Origin of the sequence: Peribacillus butanolivorans (assembly GCF_001273755.1) — a bacterium.
GTDB classification, from domain to species: Bacteria; Bacillota; Bacilli; order Bacillales; family DSM-1321; genus Peribacillus; species Peribacillus butanolivorans.
Window position 1 is genome coordinate 38,020 of the sequence record NZ_LGYA01000001.1, and the last position, 21,277, is coordinate 59,296.

Genomic DNA, 21,277 nt, shown 5'->3' on the forward strand with positions numbered 1-21,277 from the left:
GCTATTCACCACCATATTCAATCGAAACGGCATGGGCGATACATGGAATCGTCTCGCTTTGCTGAAAGGATAGAGGAGATAATAATGCGCCGGTAGCCACGACTAACATACGTTTGAAATCTCCCTTTTTCATGCGGTTTAATAAATGCCCATATACAACCGTTGCTGAACATCCTGGTCCACTGGCTCCGGATAAAACTGGTTGCCCCTCTCTATAAATCATTAATCCGCAATCCTTATACTGTTCTTCACGTATAGGGGTTCCATGTTTTTTAAATAATTCTAATGAAGCTTTTTGCCCAATCTTTCCTAAATCTCCGGTTACAATCAAATCATAATAGGAAGGGTCGATGTTTCGTTCTCTTAGATGGGTCTCAATTGTATCGACAGCTGCTGGAGCCATGGCTCCTCCCATATTAAATGGATCGGTCAATCCCATGTCAATGACCCGGCCGATTGTGGCTGAAGTAACTCGAGGGCCTTTTCCGGAACTACTTAATAAGGCAACTCCTGCACCCGTAACGGTCCATTGGGCAGTGGGAGGCTTTTGACCGCCGTATTCAGTTGGGTAACGGAACTGCTTTTCAACAGCGGTGTTATGACTAGAAGCACCTGTTAACAGATAATCCGCTCCTTTAGTGTTAACAAGGTAAGCACCGAGGGCAAGTCCTTCCATAGAGGTAGAACACGCTCCAAACAAGCCGAGATAGGGTGTACCCAAAGTTCGACAGGCAAAACTTGTAGGTGTTATTTGATTAATGAGGTCGCCGCCAAGGAAAAACTGAATCTGATCTTTTTGAAGGCCTGCCTTTTCGATTGCTTTTGTACTTGCTTCTTCTATGAGGACTTTGTGAGCCTTTTCATAGGAATCTTGATTTATCCATAAATCGGAATGAAGTAAATCAAAATCATCTGCAAGTAATCCTTCAGCTTCAAATGGTCCCCCGACAGTTCCTGTGGAGAGTATGACAGGTTTTTGATCGAAAACCCATGTACGATGACCCGTCAGCATTATAAACCACCCCATTGAATAAGAATTGTTTTAATCAGAGCAACAATAAAAGCGGAAAAAACGCCGAATAAGATGACGGAGCCTGCCAATTTAAACATATTACCACCAACTCCTAAAACAAATCCTTCTGTTCGATGTTCAATAGCGGCTGATATGACAGCATTCCCGAATCCTGTAAGCGGTACTGTAGATCCAGCTCCCCCAAATTGAGCGATTCGGTCATATACTCCAAATCCAGTAAGAAGCATAGCAATGAAAATTAGCGTTCCTGCAGTGGGGTTCCCAGCCGTTTGATCTGTGAAATCAAAGTAATGAATATAAAGATTTTGAATAAACTGCCCGATAAGGCAAATTATTCCACCTGTTATAAAAGCTTTAATGCAATTTAGTAGTACTGGTCTTTTTGTTTCCAGTTGGGTTTGAAGTTGCTGATATTCTTGTTGGACAGGGGTTAATTTTTTCTTTTTATTATTTGACATGCTTGTATCACCTCTTCCATCTACGTTTGTTCCTTCATTAAACTTTTGATTTTTTTAAAGTCTTTTTTCAGTGAGTCCATCTTAGTCTTATCTTTTTCGAGCTTTTGTTCCAACTGGTCAAGTTCTAAAAACATCTTTTGGTCAGTTGAGATAAGAATTTTATAATCTGGGAACATGTTTTCTAAGTCTGATTGTGCTTGTTTTTTAACGCTCTTTAAACGTAAACGATCAAAATTATCTACTTTGACTGCCACTAACAATTCCTTATCGCTATTTACGGCTTTTACATCCGAAACCTCTTCCTCTGCTAATAGCCTATCTTTAGCTTGATTGGCCACGGATTGCTTTATTGGACTGCTAGTATGTACCTTCGAAATATTCAAGTTTTTATTATTATCCATTTGATTCGAATTTCCGGAACATCCTGAGACAAACCCGATAACAGTTATTAAAAAAAGGAATGTTTTTAATGTCTTCATTTTGTATTTCAAGGAATTGCCTCCTCAAATTAAAGATATAAAAAAAGGTTGGTTGTCTCAACCAACCTTTTTATATGATTACTTATTGCTTATATTGTGGTTCTTCTTGCTCAATCTGATCAATACGAGGAGAAACGCTGTCAACAATCGATTGTGTTTGTTGAGCAGCTTGTTGATAAAGTTGTTTGGCTTGCTCGTTGTCCGTTGAAAGGGCGAAGGTCTCGAAGCTTGCTTGAGCACTTTTTAGTCCTGCTAAAGTCGTTTTAACATCACTGATTACTGTCATGGGTGTTACCTCCTTGGTTTTTAACTGCCTTTTTAGAATAACGAAATATCAATTTTTATATACCTACCAATATTCTCTAGATTGTGAAAAATTGTGATTTCATTCCCTTGTTAGCTTAAAAATCGCATGGTCTTGAGGATGAAACTTGATAAGGTTTATAAAATAATTTGTTTCCGATTCAAATTATTTTTTTTGAGGGGGTTTAGTTTTGCTTCTTCAGTATAAAAAGGTAGCAAACATCAATCGGCTGATACTTCTTCAAGTAACCCGTATTACTGAAGAACAAGTTATCAGTATACGGCGGATGTGGCTTTAGCGCCTGATGGAAACAGTTTGTTTTCATGAAAGTTTACTGCCACTGTTTCGTCAAGTAATGGTTGGTATATGTAAACTGGTGGTGTGCCGGGGGAACTGAGCAGTTTTTGTGTGTAAAAAAGTAAAGGGACTGAGTTCGATTATTTAAGGGGAATTGCGCTTATCTATATTTAATCAAACGATTGATTAATAGCTGGAATAGTAATAAATATGGGGAGATAGCTAGCTTTTTTGTATGTAAGGGGGCCAGCTATTTAAACAAATAAGTGCATTGTACGATTCAATTATTCACTCTAATTTAAAAACTGCCATAGTGTTTTTGAATTTTTTAAAAAGTTGACTCAATTCAGAATTATACATATAATCATATTAAAGCTAACGTGATAACGTGAGGTGATATAACATTATGATGATTTTGGACGATTTGTATAATAGAGTAGTTTTTCAAATTTCGTTGGAAGAAGTAATGAAAGTTCTGCAAGGAATCAAGAGCAAACAAGAGTCGGAGATTGAATCAATGAAAACTAGGATACATAAATACGAGCAAAAGCGAAGAGCAGAGGAAGCGTGGTATCAATCGCTATCCCCATTTAAACGGTTTTTTACGGGACGGGCTCCGAGCCATCATCAGGCTGTAGAGCATTTGGTGAATGTTAAAGAAAGATATATCAAAATTGAGAGTATAAAACAAAAGGTCGCTATTATAAATGAGGCGATTCGCTTACTGGAAGCAGACCCGGAAAAACGTGAAATAATATTGCCACCTACCATCATAGAAGAGATAAAGGCTTGGCGGAAAGCGGAGGGACTACCAATATGACATTAGAAACGTTAAATGCTGGATTGGATACAATCTGGGTTGTTCTGACAGCAGCCATGATTCTATTAATGGAGGGCGGCTTTGCCTTATTAGAGGCAGGGTTTGTTCGTACTAAGAATAATGTTAACATCATTATGAAGGTTTTTGCTGATATTACGATTGGTACGCTTTGTTATTTCGTAGTAGGTTTTGGGTTAATGTATGGGACGGATTTAATAGGGAGTATCGGGACGAGTGGTTTTATGCTGAAAGGTGATTTGTCGCACATTGATTTGACCATTTCAATAGATGCATTTTGGCTATTTCAAGGGGCGTTTGTTATTGCGGTAATCTCCATCGTTTCCGGAGCCGTTGCGGAAAGGATTAATTTTCGCGCGTACCTTATCTATGTGGTCATGATGACGGCGTTTATCTATCCGATTGCCGGTCACTGGGTATGGGGCGGCGGCTGGCTAAGTGAGTTAGGGATGCAGGATTTTGCAGGCTCGGCGGTCATTCATGCACTAGGTGGTTTTTCTGCACTGGCAGCAGCCATGGTGATTGGTCCGAGAGTGGGGAAATTTCCGTCAGAGGGACCTAGTTCTATTTCTCTGCCTAGTAATCTCCCGTTGGCATCGGTTGGAGCGTTCCTCTTATGGTTCGGCTGGTTTGGGTTTAATGCAGGAAGTACTCTGCAGGCTACAGATGGTCGTATCGGACATATTGCTATTGTCACGATGCTCTCAGCCGCATCAGGTGGTGCAGGTACTATGCTTTATACGTTATTTCGCTATGGACGATCAGATGCTCCGTCCGTCATCAATGGTTCACTAGCAGGACTTGTTGGGATTACAGCTGGCTGCGCTTTCGTTAGTGATATTGCTGCGATCCTAATTGGGGCAGTTTCCGGAATGCTTATGATAGCAGCAACTAACTGGTTAGAAGCCCGTAAGATTGACGATCCAGTGGGTGCCTTTCCTGTCCATGCGGCTTCTGGTATGTTTGGAACAATAGCTGTAGGTCTTTTTGCTACAGAAGGTGGTCTATTTACAGGTGGAGGATGGCATTTACTTAAGGTTCAAACGTTGGGATTAATGGTATTGTGTATTTGGGGATTTGTATTAACATGGATGGTTTTTAAAATCATCAATATTTGGGTACCAATTCGGTCTACGGATGAAGAAGAAGAGCTAGGCCTGGATATCAGCTATCATGGTATCATGGCCACTCATACCTCTCCAGAGTTTATTAAGTCAGAGAATTACTTTAAGCAGGAAGAAGAGGTAAAAAGGTAAGATTTATCTTAGAATAGAGTAAGAGGTGATTTATAAATGGGTACATGCAATCTAAATCATTCCCAGCAAGATGTCAGATTGAAATTAGAGAGTCAAATGGGATTTTTACCAAAGGACTTAGGTAAGAAATTGGGTCGCTTTCTAGAAAACGAAAATTCGCAGGAAACACTGAATGAATTGTTTCATCTTTTAAAGAAGTACGATTTGGCTTCTAAGGAAGAACAAGATGCAAGAAATGAAAAGTTAAATCATTTTATGAGATGATCGAGAAAGAACGGGAGTGCAAGAATGGCTCCTGTTCTTTTTTTGTTTCTGGTTTAAATATGTAATATTTCCGAAAATAAATGGTTAAACATTCTTTTTGAGTCGAGTGAGAAATGAGGATCATGGGAGGCTTTAATAAAAATTCTTAAGTGATAATTTCATGGGGTATTTACATACTTATACAAAGGGCGCAGGGAAACTCGCTCCTTGATATTATTAGATACATGTTTCGAGGAGTATTTAATGTAATAACAAGTAAAGGATGGAGGTGATTTATTGATCAGCGGCTATTCATGATATTTGAACAGATGAGGTGAGAAGGCATAGATTTCCGAACATGAATTTGAGAGTTATTTTCTAGAAATTTAGAATATGGATATTAATTAACAAGAATTTAATAAGGTGGGTAATAACGCCTGTTATTTACGTCTTTATTTACCTAAAATGTGTAATTATTGAAATGTATTATTTATGATGAAAAAGTACTGAATTTATAGGGGTTTATGTGTTAAGTGAGTAGGAAAAGGGAGAGAGACCTAATAAATGAAAAATTGTAAATCATGTGGTAAGACGGTGAGTGAGGATTCTAAACTTTGCCTATCATGTGGCGCTTCTGTAGGTGAAGACCAAATAACAGAAGAGGAAATGGCTGCTTCTGAATTGAGGCAAGAACAAATCGAGGAAAAGCCCTCAAAAAGGCTATTCAAGAAAAAAACGTTAATTATTACGGCAGTATTAGCATTTATCATCATTACCAGTGCAGTTGCAGCTATTATTCATAAATCCCCGAAAGAGCTGTATCTTCTGTCTGAATACAAAACGTATCAGAATTACAAAGAGGAATGGACCAATAAATATGGCAATTCAATTGAATTCCAAGAGAAAATGATGAAGCAACCTTCAAGTTCAGATATGACCCTTAGTGGAAGTGTCGAAATGGATTCATTAGGAAATAATCCAGACTTTGAGATGATTCAAGAATTATTGAGCCATATATCTCTTACTGCCAATACTGAACAGGATCCTATAAGCAAACAGGGTCACTACAAATTAGCCTTGAATGTCGAAAAGGAGAATGCTTTGGATATGGAAATGTTCCAAAGTAAGGATAAACTCGGTTTGAAGGTTCCGGTGTTATATGAAAAATTCCTTTATTTGAATTTTGTTGAATATGGTGAGTTCATGCGTATGATTGATCCCTTATATGAGGGGCCTGAAACCTTAGAAGTATCGGATCTTAAATGGCAGGCCCTGAAATTAACGGAGAAAGAACAGAAATATATTCAAAAACGCTATGGGATATTCTTATTGGACCGATTAGAGGGTGAGAACTTTAAGGTACAAAAAGGCGTGGAATATAAGCATGAAGGTGAGACGATGAAGTTAAGGGAAGTGACTCTTAAGTTATCTGCCTCGGAAACTAAAAACCTTGTAAATGATTTTATAGATCAATTAATTGAAGATAATAAGCTTCATAGCATGATAGTTAATCGAGCACAAAAAGTGGCGAAGGCTACTGCGATGGCAGATGACGTAGATGTGCTTGATACAAAAGAAATGAAACGACAATTAGTTAATGGGTTAAAAGATGCAAAGAATGAAATGAAGGATATTAGTTTTCCAAATGGGTTTTCTTCTACATTACTAATTAACAAGAGTGAGCAAGTTATCGACCGTAAAGTAACAATGGCGGTAGGAGGAAACTCAGATCAGGTCAATATGAATGTAAACAGTAAAAATATCCCTTATGGAAATGATCAGATATTTGAAGAATTTAGCGTTGCATTATCTCCTGAAAAAGATGAGGATTCCCAGGTTATGTTCCAAGTTACAAATGATGTGGCTGTTAATAAAGATACGCGGGCTGAAAACCTTAAGGCTTCCTTTATGTATGAAGAGTACGGGGAGAGTGAGGAAATCAAGTTTGCGATGAAGAGTGATATTAACGGAGAAAACGGTGGTAAGCAGAACATCATTAGGAATTTTAACCTGAACTTAGCCGGTGGTGATTTATCTGATATGCCATCTGCCTTTAAAGGAACAATTAAACAAGCGAGCGATCTTAACCTAAAGAAAGACTATTCCAATAGGAAATTTGAAGTAAAGCTTGGTCTAGAGGGTGATTTGGATTCAGGAACGGTTACAGTCAAGCTAGATTCTAAGACGAAGCTAAAGGATAAAGCCGATCTGCCAGATTTGGGGTTTGATTCTGGTGAAGGGTTAAGCGTAGTGAACATTTCTGAAAATGAGATGTATAAAATTCAGGAAGAAGTAGGAACGAATTTAATGGAGCTTGGTGTCAAATATGGGCTCATTCCGGAAGATATGTTTCAGTTCGATATTTACGATGAAGCTAGTAATGACGGTTATTATCAATTTGAAGACAAACATTCGGATGATAAGTTTTAGGTAGGGTGTGTTTTACATGAGAAACACGTTGGTTTTTACTTAAAGGTACTATTATAAAATAGGAAGGCAGCCGAAGGAATGTGGCTGACTCCTATTTTATTTTTATTGGGTGCAGCAGTCATTGAAAACCACTTTTTGAAAGAAGAGAGCCGAGTACAACCATTTAAAGTAGGATGATCCTACGGTTGAAACAAAGTTGGTCATCGAACAGCTTACAGATAGTCCACATTTAACGGGATTATGACCAAGTTGGAGGTTGATCAAAAAGAGGGAAAAGAGCTACTGCAAGACCAAACTAGAAATTAATCATTATTGTAAAAAGACTGGCCCAGCAAGGAAGAACAATGGTGTACATTCCATATGAAATGAGTGAAATCATGAAGCACTGTGACCGAATCGGTGTTCTGCAAAATGGCGTCATGAATCACAGGTACCCTCAAGGAAGCGGCCGAAAGCTTCGGGGAATAAGGCTGTTACAACATATCCCTAGAAGAAGTAGTATACAGGCTATTAAGCGAAACGGATGATAGTTTGGAGAACTGGCAAATCAGTTAAGGTAACCCGAAATGACCGTTTTGTTAAGCTTTATACCTCTTAATCAATCGTTTGATTAATTTTATGTTCTTTTGATGAAAGAGCTAGTGAAAACGTAAAAAAACAGCAGCGGCCCATAATGAGCTCCTGCTGTTTTTTTCCTAAAAGCCATCATCTGTAGCGGAGAATGGGATGCTCAAGTTCCTTTCCACGGCCCGCAGTCTTTGATTAAGTCTGTTCAATCTGTTCGTATGACGCTGATCATTTTGGCTTAGCCTAGTTATTTCCTGGTTAACACGGTTCACTTCTCGATTCACCCGCGTAATCTCTTGGTTCAGTCGATTGATTTCTCGCGTTTGTTGCTCATTTTGACGCTCAAGCTCCCGAACTCTTCTTTCAATTTGTTGAGTTTGCGGCGGTTGTCTTTCAAAATCAAACTCCTCGGGCAAATGGTTATATGGATCGTCTTGAATCTGCTGGAAATTCCAATCTTGCTGTGGTACATATTCATATCGTTCGGGTTGTTGGAAGTATGGGTTGAAATTAGCCTGAATGTACTGATGATTTCCATTTTGTTGTGGAAAAGGATAAAAACCGTGTAAATTCATAGTTAGCTCTCCTTTGCAAACGGGATAGATACCCTATAACTTATGTGAGTTTTAGTAAAGTGACAAGGCGATAGCCTAAAAGGAGTATAATGAAGAGGGGGCATGTTCCAATGAAAATATAAATTCATCGCTAAATTTGCAGAAACCATCCTGTTCCTATATCGTTTAAGTAGGAGAAAATTTTCTTCCATCTTGAAACCAATTACTGTGATAATCGTATATATAGAAAAGAGCGTAAGTCAGGAGTGTAATGAAAATGAATCGCTTTCTTGCTGATGTTGTCCCAATATTAATTGCAATTCCAATGGTTTTGCCGGTTTGGCTGATTAGCTATTTTGCATTGAATCAATCGTTTGTTCTTTCTGTTGTCTTTTCCATAGTTGGAGGGGGCCTCGCATACTGGCTAAGTTCCGTCTACTTTTCCTCACGATTCCTCAAAAAACATGAATTGACAAGAAAAGAATATCAATATATAAAGAAAAATTTAAGTGAAGCAAAACCGAAAATATGGCGAGTGCAAAAGGCACTAATTTCGGTCAGGCATATCTCTTCTTTTAAACAGAGGAAGGATATGATAAAGATGATCAGGAAAATATATAGTCTTACCAAAAAAGAACCGAAGCGCTTTTACCAGGCGGAACAATTTTATTATTCCCATCTGGATTCAGCCACGGAGTTGGCAGAGAAATATGTTTTTTTATCTCAGCAGCCCAGAAAGAATAAGGAGCTTGAACTATCTTTAACAGAAACACGTAAAACTTTAAAGGATCTTACCAAAACAATAGAAAAGGATTTATATAAAGTGATTGCCGATGATATAGATAACCTCAACTTTGAATTGGACGTTGCGAAGCAAACCATTAAAACTAGAAAAGAGTCACAAGTAATCGATGAAAGCAGGAGGTTAAAATGAATAATAATGATCCAAACCTGTTAAATAATACGACTAACGCCAATTTAATTGATGATCTTTTAGCCAATCCATTTGACGAGGTGCAGCAGTTGGAGAAACTTTCTCCCCAGGAAGCGAAGCCGGTCAAACTGATTGATGTCATTCCGGAAGAAAACCGGGCAAAAGCCTACCAGCTTGCTGAACAAATTGACCCAACAAATCACCAGGCGATGATTTCCTATGGTACACCCGCTCAATCAAAGCTATTAACCTTTTCGAATTCGATGCTTGAGCATGTACAAAAAAAGGATGTAGGTGAAGTGGGCGACATTATCAGTGATTTAATGAAGAAGTTAAACGATCTGAGCCCGGATGAGCTTAAACCGGATAAGCCCTCATTTTTTGCGCGTATGTTCGGGAAGTTGACGGGATCTGTACAGGAAGTACTTTCTAAGTATCAAAAAACAGGGGCTCAAATTGATCGAATCAGTGTAAAACTCGATCGGAGCAAGAATATCCTGCTATCGGATATCGTAATCCTTGAAAAGCTTTATGAAACGAATAAGGAATATTTTCAAGCGTTAAATGTCTACATTGCAGCGGGGGAAATTAAACTTGAAGAAATCCATGAGAAAACAATTCCAGAGCTAAAGAAGTCTGCGGAATTAAGCAATGATCAAATGAAGTTTCAAGAAGTCAATGATATGCGCCAATTTGCTGAAAGATTAGATAAAAGGCTGTATGATTTGAAATTGAGTCGTGAAATCACCATTCAAAGCGCCCCGCAAATTAGGCTGATACAAAACACAAATCAGGCGCTTGTCGAGAAAATCCAATCTTCGATTATGACGGCCATTCCACTTTGGAAAAATCAGGTTGCAATTGCATTGACCTTGATCAGACAGCGTCATGCTGTGGAGGCACAAAAGCAGGTTTCCAAAACGACAAATGATTTGCTATTAAAAAACTCGGAAATGCTGAAAACAAATACCATTGAAACGGCTAAGGAAAATGAGCGAGGGCTTGTCGACATTGAAACATTAAAGAACACCCAAGCTAATTTAATTTCCACGCTTGAAGAAACAATGCGAATTCAAGAAGAAGGCAGGCATAAACGTCGACATGCTGAACAGGAACTGGCCGCGATGGAGAATGAACTAAAGCAGAAACTTTTAGAGATAAAGGGATAAGGAGAGATTACATGGAAACTATTGAAGCTATAAAAACGAGAAGAAGTATTGGGGTTGTTAAACAAGATCCGGTACCAAAAGAATTGATTGAACAAATAATTGAAGCTGGAACATATGCGCCTAATCATCATCGAACAGAGCCTTGGCGTTTTTTTGTACTAACAGGAGAAGGAAGAAATAAACTTGGGCAGGTCTTTGAAGAGATAACAAGAATTGAAAATGCAGATGATACTCCGGAGAGTTTAATAAGTAAGATGGAAAGACAAAAAAAGAATCCTCTAAGAGCTCCGGTCATTATTGCAGTAGGTATTGAACCTAGTGATAAGAATAATGTCTTAGTATCCGAAGAATATGCAGCAGTGAACAGTGCCGTTCAGAATATGCTTCTAGCCGCACATTCTCTAGGTCTTGGGGCAGTATGGAGAACTGGAAAAATCACTTATAATACGAAGGTTCGGGAATTTTTCAACTTATCCTCAAAAGGAGAAATACTAGCATTCATTTACTTGGGTTATCCCGATATGGAGCCAAAACCGGCTAAAAAAACACCGATTGATGAATTGACTACTTGGATCGATTGAAAAATTAATGGAAAGTAAATATAGGAGCAGTTGCATCAGTATAAACACACTGCGGCAGCTGTTTTTTTTGTTCGATAAGATTTCTTTAATAGGTTTTTACCATATAGGATTTTGGCTTTCTTATGCTTCGTTTCAAGTGACGATTGAGGTTTTAGGTTGTACAATACATAGGGTGAATAAATTTTGATGAATTAGGATGTGTCTATAGATGAGAACGATTGATCCATTTGAGATTCTAGATGGAAAAGCGATTAAATATTTGGATGTTTTTGGCGTTGAGGATGGAATTGCTTTAAAGAGTAAGTATGAAGATAAAACGTATTGGATATATGATTATTATTGCATGCATCAGACATGTGATTGCCAGGAAGTGTACCTTGAATTCGTGGAGGAGCGCAAGACCACCAGTCAGGCCGGACAGCATTTTGGAGTTCGGGTTTCATTCCGAGATAATCAATTCGTCCTAGAGGATTATAATATTTCCAAGCAAAAGGCGATGGATATTGCTGAAGACACGTTAAAGTACAGTAAAGACGTAATGGAACTGTTTAAGAAGCGCTATCAGCAAATGAAGGAAAAAGGCACACAAATTATCATGGAGAGTGCAAAAGCGGCTAAAATGCCTCATGTTCATACAGAACCAGTCATCGGAAGAAATGAGCCATGTCCATGTGGTAGCGGGAAAAAATACAAAAAATGCTGCGGTGCAGCTTAAGTTCATTTAAGGGAGGCTGACTCGATTCGGAGTCGCTTCTTTTTTTTGAAATCTAACATGGAAAAATAGAATGATTTCATAAATAAAAAAAATACTATAGTATTACGGGAACGTTTGTTCTATAATAAGGGTACCAGATAATGACAAGAAGAAGAAATAAAAAGTAGTAATTTAGACGGAATTTTCCGAATACTCCTTTTTTATTTTCAAAAATCTGGTATATATAAGAGAGAAGAGTTTTTTGATCTCATCTCTTTCAACGGTAGACGGCAACCAGACGGGATAGAAGATCCCCCACTGATGGCAGTTTAACTTATTGAACGAAGGAAGGGGTAATCAAATGACAAAAGAAAAAAGATTAATACCTTACAAAGTTCTTGAAGTAATGGACACGGTTAAAGAAAAAATTCCTGAGGGTGTAGAGCTTGTGAAAGCCCCGGCAATTTGGGAAAAAAGCAATTATGGTGAAGGCGTGGTCGTTGCGGTCATCGATACAGGCATTGATAAAGAGCATCCAGACCTCAAAGAAAGTATTATTGGTGGAAAGGATTTTACCAATACCGGGGATTATCAAGATGATAACGGGCATGGAACACATGTCAGCGGTACGGTTTTGGCTGCCCTTAATAAAGTTGGAGTAGTTGGAGTGGCTCCGAAAGCAAGTATTTTAGCGTTGAAAGCCTTAAATGGAAAAGGACAAGGCGATATAAATTGGATTAATGGAGCTTTAGAGTATGCGATTAATTGGCAGGGGCCTAATGAAGAAAAGGTTTCAGTTATTTCACTTTCCCTCGGTGGTCCTCCAGATGAGGCGGAACATAAGCTTATTCAAAGAGCGCTTCAGAAAGATATCCTTGTTGTATGTGCAGCTGGAAACAGTGGGGATGGGCGTGATGAAACGGATGAATTGGATTACCCAGGGGCATATCCCGAGGTAGTGGAAGTCGGAGCCGTGGATTTAAGCAGAAATTTGGCGGATTTTTCAAATACAAATGATGAAATTGACCTGGTAGCGCCAGGAGTTGATATTCTCTCTACGTATCCAGGAAATAGATATGCTAGGCTGAGCGGAACGTCTATGGCAACGCCTCATGTAAGCGGTGCGGCAGCTCTTTTGAAAGTGATTGCTGAAAAGGAATTTGGCCGTAAGCTAACTGAAGCGGAATTATATGCACAGTTAGTGAAAAGTACAGAAGATCTGGGAATAAGCAAAAGAGCCCAGGGTAATGGGCTACTAAACTTAACAATAGCGGAACAAAGAGTTGAAAAATCCATTAAGATTACCATAGAATCAGAAAATCTTCAGTTACCAAGTAAAACGGTGGTCATGGAATATTAAAAATAAAAAAGGTGTCCCAAGAAACTTTGGGACACCTAAAAGATTATTTTTTACTTTTTCTAATGGCTGCTAAAAGGGCTACAATAGAGAGAATCAAGGATATCCCTGCAAGAGTAATGATCAGTGTTTCATTGTTATCATCATCTTCTGCTTTTGCAGAATCCTTTGAACTGTCGGCTGAATTTGAAGCTGTGTGATCACTTTTTTCTGCATGGCTATGGCCCTCAGATCCTGTATTAGCTTTGGAAGCTACCGAAATTTCAGTTACAGAATGCGGTAGGTTGGAGCTTTCATCTCCACTCCATTCAACAATTTCACCATCTTCATAATATTGAAAGGCATCCCAAGCTACATTTGTTTCTTCTTTAGGGTTTTGGGCAACGAATAAAAATTGCTGGAATTGTCCAGCGGCAATTCCTTCATCGGTCGCTTCCCATGTTACCGTTTTTACATGACCTTCTTTGTCACCTTCAGTTGTTACTTTCCACCCTGGTACAGGCTGGTAGCTTTCAAAAGTAATGCCTTCCGGAATCTTTAAAGTCACCTTGGTGGTGGCAGTTTCTTTTTCAACGGGTACTTTAAGTGTATAAGTTTCCCAAGCCTCAGGTGCAGATGAACTAGGCTTAACGGTAACGTGTGCATTCGCTGAACCGGAAAAAATGAATAGAGCAGCAAATGTAGAGATAAGAAGCTTTGATATGTTTTTCATTTGAATAAATCCCTTCTGTTATGAATTTCCAACTAATATTGTAAAATCAGCATCAATTGAATCTAGACTTTCAGTTAATCCATGGACCTGAATCTTCCACTTTCCTGACATGGTTAGAATCGACTTGGATGTAAACGTACCTGTATTTTCTCCCTGAAGTTGAAGCTTTATTTCTCCTCCGTCGGCCTCTACAGGCTCCATTATGATTGTAAGCTGTTCAATTTCGGTATAAGGCATGCCTTCATCATTGGATATGTTTACTTGGATTCGGTTATCACCGACTTCATTGGGAGTTACCATTAACGTAACCTCATTATTTTCTGCAGTCATCAAAGTTTTCTCAATTGGTCCTGGAGAAGACATGGCCGTTTGGACATTTGTTAATAGAGCGGCTACAAGGAGAACGACGATTCCTACACCAAACTCTATTCCCACACTATAACCAAGTTTTTTTTCTTTCTTTTTCCCCCTGAAAAAATGAAATGCTCCTAAAACGATCATGACTAACATGAGACCAACTTTCGCAAGTAACAATTGTCCATATGTTGTTTTTAACAATGAATGGATAGTCGGTACATGCTGTAAGCTGCTATATATCCCGCTAACGATCAGTATGATTACAAACAGAAATGCCCATCTGGAAAACCTTTGAATGATTGACCAGTAAAATGTTTTCTTATCTTCTGTCTGCCGATCAGCAAGCCCAGGCAATATTACCAATAAGGCCATAAGGCCGCCCAACCATAAAGCCGTGGACAATAAATGGAGGAAATCCATCAAAACGGCAAGAACCTGATTAGGAACAGCTGCCGTATGTCCAATTGAAGCCTTACAAACCATCAAGATGGCTATTATGATGAAAGAAAGGAAGGGTAGTGATTTATTCAGGGAGTTCTCCAGCATGAAATAAATCACTAAAAATAGAAGGAGCAATATTAGAATTTCAACGATCCAGATGGCTCCAAAGTTTGTAGCATTCAATACTTCTTTTATATAACTCACATTAAATGCATCAGTCCAACCTACGCCAGCGTCAATCGTCACCTTTAAAGGCAGACTGAAGAAGATGGAAAATGCTAAACCTGCATATGAAAGCCAAAGGTATAGACGGGCTCTTCTGCTGGTTTCAAAAAGGCGAGAATCCTTCATTAACGATAATTGGAAAAAAAGGATTCCGGTAAGGGCTGCAAAAGATATGTATTGAAGACTTTGCAGGAAAACGTTGATGGAATTCGGAAAACCTGCATTCATTTCGGGATTTTCTTGGTTTGATAGGCCCGCTGAATCTCCGAATTGAAAGGGGATTGTCCCTTCAATGGGGTGGCCATCACTCGAAACCACTCTCCATTTTATGTTGTAAATTCCTTCATCGATAGTGCCTTTCCACTTAGCTTCCAGTATTTTTTCACTTTGTTCCGAGATTGTACTGTCTTGAATTTGTATTTTGTCCCCATCTTGGCTGAATACCTCAAGTGAATGAAAAGCTGGTTGTATATTCTCACTGAATTGAATGCTGATCTTTTCAGGAAGAGTATCCATTACTTCATTTGGACTAGGATTAGAACTTATAACAGAAGCATGACCAGAAGCCGTTACTGGATATAAAAGCAAACTGAATAGGCTGATAACCAGCCATAAATAATTCTTCATATTGGTGCGCCATCATCCTTTCATAAGATTATGCAAGCTCAGTATAAAATAAAAATGTGAAAAAACAGTGAAAAAAAAATACTTATATAATGAAATTAAGAAATACTAGAAAGATATAAAATACCTATAATAAATTTACCACTTAACGTAACTAAAATGAAAAGAGGACAGAAAATGAAATTTCAAAGTTATCCCAACACCTATGTCGGCTATGTACATATCATTATAGAGGATTTATCGCGTAGTTTAAAATTTTATAAGGAGATTATTGGATTCGAAGTACTTGAGCAATCAGCTGATAAAGCAGTGTTAACAGCAGATGGAAAGACACCACTACTGATTTTGGAACAACCAGATGGTGTAACACCGAAGCAATTGAGGACGACTGGTTTATATCATTTTGCGCTTTTAGTACCGTGCAGAGCTGATTTGGCTAAGATATTACTGCACTTGATTCAATGTCGATATCCGCTGCAAGGAGCTTCGGATCACTATGTAAGTGAGGCCATTTATTTAGGGGATCCTGACGGAAATGGAATTGAAATTTATTGTGATAGGCCGGAAGAAACCTGGAAGTGGCAGAATGGGCAAGTTGAAATGGGTACGGTGGCCCTTGATGCAGAAGGACTATTAGCAGAAAATGATGAAACACCTTGGACAGGTCTGCCAAGTGAAACCGTAATGGGCCACATTCATTTACATGTAGCAGACATTGGTGCTACCGAAGAGTTTTATACAAAAGGACTAGGCTTTGATATTGTTGTACGATATGGAGGGCAAGCCCTATTTGTCTCGACAGGCAAATACCATCATCACATTGGCCTTAATACATGGAATGGAGTCGGGGCTCCTGCACCGGAGGCAACAAGTGTAGGACTGAAGTCGTTCACGCTTATTTTACCTAGTGAAGAGGCACGAAAAAACACAGTAGAGCGATTAAAGCAATTAGGATCATTTATAAACCAGGAGAAAGAAGCTGTTGTAACAAAGGATCCGTCAGGAAATGTCATCCATTTAGTCGTTCCCACATTAAGAAATAATTAAGGTTTCTTTGTTAACCTGACCCTACCACATTTGCAGGAATAATAGGGGGGATAGGCGTTGTTAAAGAAAAGGTTTAAAGAAAAAGGTGTGAAGGTGATCTTGGTCGGTTCTCTTGTGGGAATGGGAACGTTCACTTATATGCCTACAGCGGAGGCTACGGAGGATACAGCGGTCACACAGGGAGAGGCCCAAACGGTAAATACTCTATCTAAGCTCAAAATAGATGGTATAACATTGAATCAACAGTTTTCTGCCGATGTTCTAGAGTATAGTGCAACAGTAGGGAAGAATGTTGAAAAAATCAGCTTACTTGCTGAGAGTTCCAGTGAGACTGCTACCATATCAGTGAATGGTATACAACTGACAAATGGGAAGGCTGAGGATTTTTCTCTTCAAACTGGTAAGAATACGTTCACGATCACGGTCAGTGATGGGATAAATGAAACGACTACCTATACCGTCCAGGTTGATAAATCGGAAAGCGATGACAACCTTTTAACTGCGATTGGATTATCAAAAGGTTCTTTAACATTTGATGCGTCTGTAACAGCTTATAAGGTTTCTTTGGCGAATAAAGTCAATACCATTACGGTGGCTCCAACAGTGAGTGACAGTACTGCAAGGGTAAATGTAAATGGAATAGATGCAACGAGTAAAGGAGTAAAGGTGAACCTTCCAGTTGGTAAGACAACAGTGAAGATTGTCGTTGCAGCAGAAAATGGAGATAAAAAAACATACACGCTTACGATGACAAGGGCTGCAGCAAAGGCAAAGAGAACCGAAGATAAGGATACCTCTAAAGGAGATGAAGCTAAAAAGGAATCTTCAACAGGAGCAAGTAAAACTCAACCTTCCTCCGATAACGGTGACAAACCATCATCAACTCCTTCGGATTCATCCAAAGGTCAAATGCTAAGTAGCCAAGCACCTAAAGCACAGCAGATTGCAAGCATTTCTACACAAAAAACCTTATCGGATTCTGTTAAAAAGGTAATGTCAGCTGGGTCCGTAGGTGAGGAAGGCAATAACGCACCAGTGTTGAACACTTTGACAGTATCAAAAGGAACGTGGAACAAATCTTTTGATTCTGATGAGCATACATATCATATCGAAGTAGATAAGGATATTACCTCAGTCCAAATTGAAGCTATAGCTAGCGCAAGTGGAGCTACGATAAAATATGACGGTGAAAGCAGTAAAACCGTAACGATTAAGAATAAAGCTAAGACGGCAATTTCAGTAACAGTCTCAAAAGATGGAGCACGACGTACCTACGTCCTTGTTTTCGATAAAGATATCGATGTAGACATGGATGAGGAAGAAACTGTAGATGATGCCAAAACTGAAAAAGAGGCAGTAGTTGGAGCAACACAAATGAGTACATCTAGTAAATCGGAAAACCTTAAATCCAATAACAAAGGTAGCCAGATGATGACGATGGATAATCAATCAACAGAATCCATTTCATTTTTGGGGAAAATAAAGAAATTCGTTCTCTCTCTTTTTTAATATTACCAAGGGACTGTTTCAAAAAATTTGAAGGGGTCTTTTTTTAGAATACAAAAAAAGGACAAGATTTAATAGGCTTGTCCTGAAATTTATATTGGTAAAACAATTTTGACTTCAGTTCCATGATTTAGCTCGCTGTTAAAACGAACCTTTCCTCTGTGCGCCTCAATAATTCGGCAGCTAACGGTCAATCCTAGACCCGTTCCTCTTTCTTTAGATGAATAAAAAGGTTCTCCTAGATGTTTCAAACGATTTTTTTCGATTCCACTTCCATTATCCCTGATGGTTATGGAAAGGGTATTGTCGATTTGCTCGAAATCAATCCAAATGTGATCGGCGGAGGCCTCCATAGAGTTCTTAATCATGTTTATAAACACTTGTTTGAGCTGATTTGCCTCACATGAAAGAAGCGGGATTTCATTTTTTACATCTATCGATATTTTTGTAGAATATGAGTCTGCCTCTGGTTTAAGCAAGGTTTTGACTTCATCCATCAGTTCAATAATTTGGTGTTTACTGAATGGGAGTTCCTGAGGTTTTGCAAGAACAAGTAATTCGCTTACAATCAGATTGATTCGGTCTAATTCACTGAGCATAATAGTGTAGTATTGTTCAAAGGGGTGGTCGCTCTTTTTAAGTAACTGGACGAATCCTTTTAAAGAAGTTAATGGGTTACGTACTTCGTGTGCTACACTGGCAGCAAGTTCACCGACTATTGACAACTTTTCGGTTCTTCTTAAGCGTGCTTCCGTTTCTCGGATTTGAGTTACATCTTTAGCATAGGTAATAATTCCGACTAATTCATTTCCAATAAGCATCGGGACAAATGTACATGAAAGTAAAAGAGACTTCCCGTATTTCGTGAGAAACTCTATATCTTTTCCTTTTTTTATCCCCTTTTGGTTTTCCACGACGTATTGACAGGATGTACGAATCAGTTCTTCATCTTCTGCGGAAAAGTTTAACTCAATAAAAGAGGCACCTTGGATTTCTTCTTGATGAAAGCCTGTAACTGTTTCAAACCTTGGATTGACGGTGGTAATTATTCCGGTTAAATCAAGCATCAGCATCGGATAAGGGTTGTGTTCGAACAATGATTTATAGCGCTGTTCACTCTCAAATAATTGATTTTCTGCGACAACTCTTTCAGAAATATCCCTGCCAATGACCACTAATCCTTTTCGGGAACCATCTTCAAAGAACAAAGGAACTTTGATGGTATCAAAGGTCTTATGATTGCCGTTGGGTAGCGGGATGATTTCCTCACACCGCGTAATCTCCTTTTTTATCCACGTTTCTTCATCTGAAATTTCACAGTAGATTAACGACTCTTTATAAAATTCGGAGTATTCTGCGAGCTCACTGTCTTTTTTTCCCTTATAGTCTACATGTTCCAATTGAAATAATTGCAGACCAAAGGTGTTGGATTCAAGCCATCGGCCATCTCCATCCTTGAAGTTAACGAAGTCTACCATTGAATTAATGAGCGTGCGACGACGCTGTTCCTCCTCTTTTAATTGCTTGAATTTTTCTCTTTTAGCCAAATAAAGAAATAAAATCAAGCCTATTGATAAAAGAAAAACAATTCCTTCTGCTCTTTGGAGTTGAATAAAGACCTCTTTGTTTTCAATATTAGTAGTTAAAAAGTAGTCGAACACGACTAGTGTAAGAATCCCAAATAGGATATATAGTACTAAAATGGAGCGTTTGGACATGGAGATTCTCCCTGATTTACGACATTTCAAAGGTTAAAAATACATACACATTTTAACAAACTATCAAAGAAAAATATATGCAGAATCATAAATAAAAAAACAGGAGCCCTAACAGTCACCTGTTTTTCCTGAAGAAGGTTACTTTCTTTTTCTTCTTAAAGCGTTTATAGATAAGGAAAAATAGTAAGAAGAGGAAGGCGAGTACAGCTAGTGTATATTCGTTCATTTCCACAGATAGGAGACCATAAGGGATTAAGGATAGAAAGAAAAAGTATATAAGATTTCCGAGTGCGGTCGCTAATAAAAAATCCTTGAAGGTTACAGAGCTGACTCCAGCTGCCAAGTTAATTAAACTTGTTGGTATGAGTGGGAATATCCTTCCGGTAAACACGTACATAAAGCCATGCTCTACAACGGATTCTTTCCATTTTGGGCCCATTTTCTTTAAGAGAGGTGCCTGAAACCAGTTCCTGGCTGCATAAAAAATGAATCCTGATGCAACGACACTTGTAACCCAACTCCATAAGTACCCATATATGAATCCAAATATCGCGACATTGATGGTTAGGAGTAAAATTAAGGGTATAATGGTAAAAGAATTTTGGACAATCATCAACACAAATGTCACAACAAAAGTAAGCAAAAGGTTTTCTGTCAATATGGTTATAACTGAATCCAAATCACTTTTCCAAACCATGGTGAACAATTCTGCATTGGAAACGATAAATATTACTATTACCAATAGACCGATTAAGGTCAGTATTTTTTTCAAAAGGTCACCACCATTCATACTAATAGTTTATCATCTTCAGGTTCAATGGTGAAAAAAAGAGCTTCCGCATGAAGCAGACAGCTCTTTTCCATTATAGTGGGTTAACGACGCGAAGATTCCTTTATAGCCACTTTTCAAACTGAATTCTTTTATTCATTCCATAAATAATTGGCGCACCAACTAAAAGGACGATGAACTCACCGACAGCCGTGGTCATCCAGCTTAACAAGAATGGTAAATCCAGGGCAAGGTTCAGTTCGATTGCAATTAAAAACATTGTGAACGTGAAAAAGATAATCGTAACGATCATCCGTCCTTTAATGCTCTTTATGAAGCGTGAGGCAAAAATGACAAGCAATAAGGCAAGCAGAGATTGCCCTACCCCGAATATCAAATCATATGGCACCATCGGCGAAAAGAGCAGATTCGATATGAAAACGCCGCCCACTATGCCGTAGATATATTTTTTGTTAAATACAATCAGATGATTCAATATTTCCGGAACCCGAAATTGGTATATTCCAAATGATATTGGCTGAAACACAAATGAGACCACCACATATAAGGCGGCCAATAACCCGCTTATCACGAGTGTACGAACATTCATTTTACTCTCTCCCTAGTTTTTTATCGTGGGATGGTTACGAACCACGTTTAGGCTTTTGCCCGAAGACTAATAGT

Annotated in this window: 21 protein-coding genes, 1 pseudogene and 1 riboswitch; of the genes and pseudogenes, 12 read left to right on the forward strand and 10 right to left on the reverse strand. The window is 38.6% G+C overall.

Going from position 1 to position 21,277, the window contains the following annotated elements:
• Position 1: 1 nt before the first annotated feature.
• The 4 genes from spoVAD to AKG34_RS00205 form a co-directional block, all read right to left on the reverse strand.
• On the reverse strand, positions 2–1,012 hold the full coding sequence (gene spoVAD / locus AKG34_RS00190; protein WP_053344234.1) for a stage V sporulation protein AD: 1,011 nt from the start codon (positions 1,010–1,012) through the stop codon (positions 2–4).
• Positions 1,012–1,491 (reverse strand): stage V sporulation protein AC, encoded by a 480-nt coding sequence (gene spoVAC / locus AKG34_RS00195; protein WP_053344235.1) that lies wholly within the window; start codon positions 1,489–1,491, stop codon positions 1,012–1,014. Before spoVAC ends, spoVAD begins: the two co-directional genes overlap by 1 nt.
• A gap of 20 nt (positions 1,492–1,511) precedes the next feature.
• Complete coding sequence (locus AKG34_RS00200; RefSeq protein WP_053344236.1) at positions 1,512–1,982, reverse strand: YhcN/YlaJ family sporulation lipoprotein; 471 nt, start codon at positions 1,980–1,982, stop codon at positions 1,512–1,514.
• Between the two features lie 70 nt (positions 1,983–2,052).
• Positions 2,053–2,256 (reverse strand): DUF1657 domain-containing protein, encoded by a 204-nt coding sequence (locus tag AKG34_RS00205; RefSeq protein ID WP_053344237.1) that lies wholly within the window; start codon positions 2,254–2,256, stop codon positions 2,053–2,055.
• Between the two features lie 721 nt (positions 2,257–2,977).
• On the opposite strand from AKG34_RS00205, the gene AKG34_RS00210 reads away from it, so the two are divergent.
• The 5 genes from AKG34_RS00210 to AKG34_RS27335 all read left to right on the forward strand — a co-directional run bounded on the left by AKG34_RS00210 (position 2,978) and on the right by AKG34_RS27335 (position 7,865).
• Positions 2,978–3,391, forward strand: a complete 414-nt coding sequence (locus AKG34_RS00210; RefSeq protein WP_053344238.1) for a hypothetical protein — start codon at positions 2,978–2,980, stop codon at positions 3,389–3,391.
• A complete protein-coding gene (locus AKG34_RS00215; RefSeq protein WP_053344239.1) occupies positions 3,388–4,665 on the forward strand; it encodes an ammonium transporter in 1,278 nt (425 codons plus the stop codon). The genes AKG34_RS00210 and AKG34_RS00215 overlap by 4 nt, the downstream gene beginning before the upstream one ends.
• A gap of 36 nt (positions 4,666–4,701) precedes the next feature.
• On the forward strand, positions 4,702–4,929 hold the full coding sequence (locus AKG34_RS00220) for a hypothetical protein (RefSeq protein WP_053344240.1): 228 nt from the start codon (positions 4,702–4,704) through the stop codon (positions 4,927–4,929).
• A 543-nt stretch (positions 4,930–5,472) separates the two neighbouring features.
• Entirely contained in the window at positions 5,473–7,338 is a 1,866-nt protein-coding gene (locus AKG34_RS00225; protein WP_053344241.1) for a zinc ribbon domain-containing protein, read from the forward strand.
• A gap of 347 nt (positions 7,339–7,685) precedes the next feature.
• The gene (locus tag AKG34_RS27335) at positions 7,686–7,865 is read left to right on the forward strand and encodes a hypothetical protein (RefSeq protein WP_152952219.1); all 180 of its coding nucleotides are present in this window, start codon (positions 7,686–7,688) and stop codon (positions 7,863–7,865) included.
• A gap of 168 nt (positions 7,866–8,033) precedes the next feature.
• Here the strand turns inward: AKG34_RS27335 and AKG34_RS00230 are convergent, their stop codons facing one another.
• On the reverse strand, positions 8,034–8,480 hold the full coding sequence (locus tag AKG34_RS00230; protein ID WP_236694845.1) for a hypothetical protein: 447 nt from the start codon (positions 8,478–8,480) through the stop codon (positions 8,034–8,036).
• A gap of 256 nt (positions 8,481–8,736) precedes the next feature.
• On the opposite strand from AKG34_RS00230, the gene AKG34_RS00235 reads away from it, so the two are divergent.
• From AKG34_RS00235 to AKG34_RS00255, 5 genes and pseudogenes are all read left to right on the forward strand, one after another.
• Positions 8,737–9,393, forward strand: a complete 657-nt coding sequence (locus AKG34_RS00235) for a 5-bromo-4-chloroindolyl phosphate hydrolysis family protein (RefSeq protein ID WP_053344242.1) — start codon at positions 8,737–8,739, stop codon at positions 9,391–9,393.
• Entirely contained in the window at positions 9,390–10,562 is a 1,173-nt protein-coding gene (locus tag AKG34_RS00240; RefSeq protein WP_053344243.1) for a toxic anion resistance protein, read from the forward strand. Before AKG34_RS00235 ends, AKG34_RS00240 begins: the two co-directional genes overlap by 4 nt.
• An 11-nt stretch (positions 10,563–10,573) precedes the next feature.
• Positions 10,574–11,143 (forward strand): nitroreductase family protein, encoded by a 570-nt coding sequence (locus tag AKG34_RS00245; RefSeq protein ID WP_053344244.1) that lies wholly within the window; start codon positions 10,574–10,576, stop codon positions 11,141–11,143.
• 637 nt (positions 11,144–11,780) lie between these two features.
• Positions 11,781–11,858, forward strand: a pseudogene (locus AKG34_RS29510) (SEC-C metal-binding domain-containing protein); the annotation flags it as partial.
• 340 nt (positions 11,859–12,198) lie between these two features.
• Positions 12,199–13,197 carry a S8 family peptidase gene (locus AKG34_RS00255; protein ID WP_053344246.1) on the forward strand — a complete coding sequence of 333 codons (999 nt, stop codon included), beginning with the start codon at positions 12,199–12,201 and terminating at the stop codon, positions 13,195–13,197.
• A 43-nt stretch (positions 13,198–13,240) separates the two neighbouring features.
• Here AKG34_RS00255 and AKG34_RS00260 read toward each other — a convergent pair whose 3' ends face one another.
• Together AKG34_RS00260 and AKG34_RS00265 are read right to left on the reverse strand one after the other, a co-directional pair.
• Entirely contained in the window at positions 13,241–13,906 is a 666-nt protein-coding gene (locus AKG34_RS00260; RefSeq protein ID WP_053344247.1) for a YcnI family copper-binding membrane protein, read from the reverse strand.
• Between the two features lie 18 nt (positions 13,907–13,924).
• Positions 13,925–15,556 carry a copper resistance protein CopC gene (locus AKG34_RS00265; RefSeq protein WP_053344248.1) on the reverse strand — a complete coding sequence of 544 codons (1,632 nt, stop codon included), beginning with the start codon at positions 15,554–15,556 and terminating at the stop codon, positions 13,925–13,927.
• 174 nt (positions 15,557–15,730) lie between these two features.
• On the opposite strand from AKG34_RS00265, the gene AKG34_RS00270 reads away from it, so the two are divergent.
• Positions 15,731–16,600, forward strand: coding sequence for a VOC family protein (locus tag AKG34_RS00270; protein WP_053344249.1), 870 nt, complete (start codon positions 15,731–15,733; stop codon positions 16,598–16,600).
• Positions 16,601–16,657: 57 nt separating this feature from the next.
• Positions 16,658–18,109, forward strand: coding sequence for a cadherin-like beta sandwich domain-containing protein (locus tag AKG34_RS00275; RefSeq protein WP_053344250.1), 1,452 nt, complete (start codon positions 16,658–16,660; stop codon positions 18,107–18,109).
• Positions 18,110–18,198: 89 nt separating this feature from the next.
• Here AKG34_RS00275 and AKG34_RS00280 read toward each other — a convergent pair whose 3' ends face one another.
• The 3 genes from AKG34_RS00280 to AKG34_RS00290 all read right to left on the reverse strand — a co-directional run bounded on the left by AKG34_RS00280 (position 18,199) and on the right by AKG34_RS00290 (position 21,203).
• Complete coding sequence (locus AKG34_RS00280; protein WP_053344251.1) at positions 18,199–19,824, reverse strand: PAS domain-containing sensor histidine kinase; 1,626 nt, start codon at positions 19,822–19,824, stop codon at positions 18,199–18,201.
• A 115-nt stretch (positions 19,825–19,939) separates the two neighbouring features.
• Positions 19,940–20,596: a TVP38/TMEM64 family protein gene (locus AKG34_RS00285; RefSeq protein WP_053344252.1), complete on the reverse strand. Its 657-nt coding sequence runs from the start codon at positions 20,594–20,596 to the stop codon at positions 19,940–19,942.
• A gap of 121 nt (positions 20,597–20,717) precedes the next feature.
• Positions 20,718–21,203, reverse strand: coding sequence for a QueT transporter family protein (locus AKG34_RS00290; RefSeq protein WP_053344253.1), 486 nt, complete (start codon positions 21,201–21,203; stop codon positions 20,718–20,720).
• Positions 21,204–21,209: 6 nt separating this feature from the next.
• Positions 21,210–21,254, reverse strand: a riboswitch (PreQ1 riboswitch).
• Between the last annotated feature and the right edge of the window lie 23 nt (positions 21,255–21,277).